Here is a 3,875-nt window from a genome sequence, read left to right on the forward strand (position 1 = left end):
TAGTCGATGTAGTAGGCGTGCTCCCACACGTCGACGCACAGCAGGGCCTTGTCGCCGGTGGTCAGCGGAGTGCCGGCGGCGCCCATATTGACGATATCGACGGAGCCGTCGGCCTTCTTCACCAGCCAGGTCCAGCCGGAACCGAAGTTGCCGACGGCGCTGGTCTGGAAGGCCTTCTTGAACTCGTCGAGCGAACCCCACTTCTTGTTGATGGCATCGGCCAGGGCGCCGGAGGGAGCGCCGCCGCCGTTGGGCGTCAGGCAGTTCCAGAAGAAGGTGTGGTTCCACACCTGCGCGGCGTTGTTGTAGATGCCGCCGGCGGGCGCGCTCTTGACGATATCCTCGAGCGACTTGGTCTCGAAGTCGGTGCCCTTGATCAGGTTGTTGAGGTTGGTCACGTAGGCCTGATGGTGCTTGGCGTAGTGGTATTCGAAGGTCTCTTGGGACATGTGCGGCGCAAGCGCATCCATGGCGAAAGGCAGTGCGGGCAAAGTGTGTTCCATAACTCTCTCCTGATATTGAACGACAACGTTAAATAATAGAACCTAAACCGGAAATTGCTGATACCGCAACGGCAATAGGGTTTCGGTCGCGCAATAGAAAAAGGGCCGGTTTGAGCCGACCCTGTTTCTTTGATTTATTGGTCGGGGCGAGAAGATTCGAACTTCCGACCCCTTGCACCCCATGCAAGTGCGCTACCAGGCTGCGCTACGCCCCGACGAAGCCCGAGATTCTAACAGAGGAGCAGCACCTGGCGGAAGACCGTCAGCCCAATATTTTCAGGATGGCGGTGATTTCGCTGCGCAGAACGCCGACATCCAGCACGGCCGCAACCGGCCCGGGTGCCGCTTCGGCATCGTGTTCCAGACGCTGGCGCGCACCGCTGATGGTGAAGCCCTCTTCGTACAGCAGTTCGCGGATGCGACGGATCAGCAGCACCTCGTGGTGCTGGTAATAACGCCGGTTGCCGCGCCGCTTGACCGGGCGCAACTGGGTAAACTCCTGCTCCCAGTAGCGCAGCACGTGCGCCTTGACGGCGCACAGCTCCGAGACTTCACCGATGGTGAAATAGCGTTTGGCCGGGATCGGCGGGAGTTCACTCCGGGCTGGCGGGCGTTCCAATTTGGGCGCCTTCGACCTGGGATTTAAGTTTCTGGCTGGCGTGGAAGGTCACCACGCGGCGCGCGGAAATCGGCATTTCTTCGCCGGTCTTGGGGTTGCGGCCTGGACGCTGCGGTTTTTCCCGGCACTGGAAATTGCCGAAGCCGGATAGTTTGACGATGTCGCCCTTTTCGAGCGACAAGCGGATTTCATCGAAAAATGACTCGACGACATCCTTGGCTTCGCGTTTATTCAAACCCACTTTTTCGAACAGCAGTTCGGCCAGATCAGCTTTTGTCAGGGTGGTCATGGTCGTGTCGGCAGGGATGGCTCGTGAGGAAAAGCGTCACGCACGCAAACTGGCATTACACTGGCGAAGCGCGGCGTCGATCAGTTTTTGCACTGCATCCTCCACCTCCCGATCCGTCAATGTGCGTTCAGTATCTTGCATAACTACCAGAATGGCAAGGCTTTTTTGGTTTTCCCCCATGCCTTTTCCGCGGTAGTCGTCAAACACCTCGATCGACCGCACCTGGGGCGACGCGGCCTCGCGTAGCGCAGCCAGCAGTTCACCGGCCGGGGTATGAATGTCCAGCATGAATGCCAGATCGCGCCGCACCAGCGGGAAGCGCGACAAGGCCGCATGGCGTGGCAAGGCACGCCGGGCGAGCGCCTGGCTGTCGAGCTCGAACAGCACCGGCACGGCCGGCAGATCGAATGCCTGCACCAGGCGCGGATGCAGTGCACCGATCCAGCCGATCGCCCGGCCCCCGGCCCAGAGTTCGGCGCACTGTCCCGGATGCAGTGCGGGATGGGCGCCGCGCCGGCTGTCGAGCGCGTGACCGAACAGGCGCTCGAGGTCGCCTTTGAGGTCGAAGAAATCGATACGGCGCGCGGTTGCGCCCCATTGTTCAGGTTGCACCTCACCATAAGCGAGGCCGCCCAGCTTCATCGGCTGTTCAACCTGCGACGCATACACCCGCCCCAGCTCGAAAATGCGCACCCGTTCCTGCTGGCGGTTGAGATTATGGCGCAGCGTCTCGATCAGGCCACCCCACAGCGTGGTGCGCATTGCCGACAGCTGGCTGGCGATGGGATTGGCCAGCGGCAACGGGCGGGCGTCGGCATTCAACGCCGTTTCCCACGCCGGATCGACGAAGCTGTAGGTGATGACTTCCTGATAATCCAGCCCGACCAGCATCTGGCGCAGAATGTCGTCGGCCAGCAGGGTTTCGTCCTGCGGCAGCATGCGCGACGGCGCGGCCGGTGGCTGCGCCGGAATGTTGTCGTAGCCGAACAGGCGCACCGCCTCTTCGATCAGGTCCTCCTCGATTGCCAGGTCGAAGCGGAAGCTCGGCGGGGTGACGACCAGGCTATCGCCCTGGCGCTCGACCTGCGCGCCGAGTGCGCCAAGGTCACGCGCCACCTGATCCGCGTCGAGCTCGACGCCGGCCACACGCTTCAGCCGCGCCAGGCGCAGGGTAATCGGCTCGCGCCGCGGCAATTCGGCCGCCGCCTCGGTGATCGGCCCCGGCTGGCCGCCGCAGATGTCGAGCAGCAACTGCGTCGCCCGCTCCATCGCCTGGCGCGTCGCGGCGTAGTCGACGCCGCGCTCGAAACGGTGCGACGAGTCGGTGGACAAGCCCAGCCGCCGGGCGCGTCCGGCGATCGCCGTGGGGACAAAGAACGCCGCTTCCAGCATGACGTCGACGCTGGCGCGTTCCACGCTGGTCGGCTGCCCGCCCATGATCCCGGCCAGCGCCACCGGCCCGTTGGCATCGGCGATCACCAGCATGTCGGGTGCCAGCTCGGCAGTCTGGCCATTCAGCAGTTCGAGTGTTTCACCCGGCCGGGCCAGCCGCACCTCGATGCCGCCGCTGAGGCGCGACAGGGCGAAGGCATGCATCGGCTGGCCGAGTTCGAGCAGCACGTAATTGGTGATATCGACCGGCGCCAGCAGCGGGCGGATGCCGCTGCGCTCCAGCCGCTCCGCCATCCAGCGCGGGGTGGGCGCCTGCGCGTCGATGCCGCGCACCACGCGTCCCAGATAGAGCGGGCAGGCCCCGCTTGCCGCTACCTGCACCGGCACCATGTCGTGAATACGGGCGGGCATTTCCTGTATTTGCGGCAGACGCACTTCGGCACCGGTGATCGCTCCGACCTCGCGCGCCACGCCCTGCAGCGACAGGCAGTCCGCGCGGTTGGGCGTCAGCTTCAGGGTGACGAGGGTGTCGTCGAGGTTGAGCCAGGCGCGGAAATCCTCGCCCACCGGCGCATCTGCAGGCAACACCATCAGACCGTCGGCCGCGCCTTCCAGGCCCAGCTCCTTGGTCGAGCACAACATGCCGAAGGACTCGACGCCGCGCACCCTGGCGACCTTGATTTCGATGCCGGGCAATCGGGCGCCCGGACGGGCGCACGGCACCTTGAGCCCGGCTGCCGCATTGGGGGCGCCGCACACGATGACGACCGGCGCCGCCTCGCCGACATCGACCTGGCACACGCGCAGACGGTCGGCGTCGGGGTGCTTTTCCGCCGACAGGATCTCGGCCACCACCACGCTGCTGAACGGCGGGGCGGCCGGCGCCAAGGCCTCGACTTCCAGCCCGGCCATGGTCAATGCGTGGGCCAGCTGGGGCGTATCGAGTGCGGGGTTGACCAGACTGCGCAGCCAGGCTTCTGAAAATTGCATGATGTATGCGCCCTAATTAATTGAACTGTTTAAGGAAACGCAAATCGTTCTCGAAGAACAACCGCAAATCGTCGACGCCGTA

Annotated in this window: 4 protein-coding genes and 1 tRNA gene; all 5 read right to left on the reverse strand. The window is 64.2% G+C overall.

Annotation, left to right across the window (positions count from 1 at the left end):
* Positions 1-503: Fe-Mn family superoxide dismutase (locus tag Q0L94_RS17010; RefSeq protein WP_296755693.1), on the reverse strand; the 503-nt coding region annotated here is incomplete at its 3' end.
* A gap of 138 nt (positions 504-641) precedes the next feature.
* Positions 642-718: transfer RNA gene (locus tag Q0L94_RS17015), tRNA-Pro, on the reverse strand.
* 47 nt (positions 719-765) lie between these two features.
* On the reverse strand, positions 766-1,122 hold the full coding sequence (locus Q0L94_RS17020) for a MerR family transcriptional regulator (protein WP_296755696.1): 357 nt from the start codon (positions 1,120-1,122) through the stop codon (positions 766-768).
* Complete coding sequence (locus tag Q0L94_RS17025) at positions 1,097-1,411, reverse strand: integration host factor subunit alpha (RefSeq protein WP_296755698.1); 315 nt, start codon at positions 1,409-1,411, stop codon at positions 1,097-1,099. The genes Q0L94_RS17020 and Q0L94_RS17025 overlap by 26 nt, the downstream gene beginning before the upstream one ends.
* 36 nt (positions 1,412-1,447) lie before the next feature.
* The gene (gene pheT, locus Q0L94_RS17030) at positions 1,448-3,793 is read right to left on the reverse strand and encodes a phenylalanine--tRNA ligase subunit beta (protein WP_296755701.1); all 2,346 of its coding nucleotides are present in this window, start codon (positions 3,791-3,793) and stop codon (positions 1,448-1,450) included.
* Positions 3,794-3,875: the final 82 nt, after the last annotated feature.

It is taken from the genome of Thiobacillus sp., assembly GCF_024708915.1.

Excerpts from the sequence above, each read along its gene's own strand:
- Q0L94_RS17025 (WP_296755698.1), bottom strand. The coding sequence starts at position 1,411 with ATGACCACCCTGACAAAAGCTGATCTGGCCGAACTGCTGTTCGAAAAA.
- pheT (WP_296755701.1), bottom strand. The coding sequence starts at position 3,793 with ATGCAATTTTCAGAAGCCTGGCTGCGCAGTCTGGTCAACCCCGCACTC.